The organism is Cupriavidus sp. 05T313 (assembly GCF_056396665.1).
This window is the reverse complement of the sequence record NZ_JBFTLX010000613.1, coordinates 1-480: the sequence shown is the minus strand read 5'-3', so window position 1 is coordinate 480 and position 480 is coordinate 1. Positions and strand designations below refer to the sequence as shown.

Here is a 480-nt window from a genome sequence, read left to right as displayed (position 1 = left end):
GGCGGTACCTTCACCGCCGGGGCCACCGGCTGAACCACCAATTCCATTCGCGGGGTCAAAGCCGTTCGCCGGGTCGAACCCGTTACCGCCGGAGGCGGCCCCGTCAGTTCCGGCGTTCGCGTCGGTGCGGTCGGTGCGATCGCCGCGGAACCTCGCGGCCCGGTTCCCAAAGCCGCCTGCCGACGAACCTGCGGGCCCCGACGTCGGAATGGAGCCCGAGTGTGCGGAAGCCGCGGTGGCCAGGGTCCAGGCAGTTGTGCCGAGGCCGCCGGCGAGCAGGGATACGGCGACGACGGCGGCCGCCCCTGCACGCCGGAACCGTCCGCCGGCCCCCAGTGCGTCGAGGCGGAGCAGGATCCCGGCAGCTGCCAGGACACCGRGGACGATCACGGCGATGCGCAGCCAGGGGAGCCACGCGGCGTCCCGGCCCAGGAGTACGGCGGACCAGAGGGACGTGCCCAGGACCGTCACGGCCAGCAC

1 pseudogene is annotated in these 480 nt (G+C 73.7%); it reads right to left on the bottom strand.

From position 1 onward, the window contains the following. A pseudogene (locus AC1DKD_RS42010) lies at positions 1-480 on the bottom strand (hypothetical protein); the annotation flags it as partial.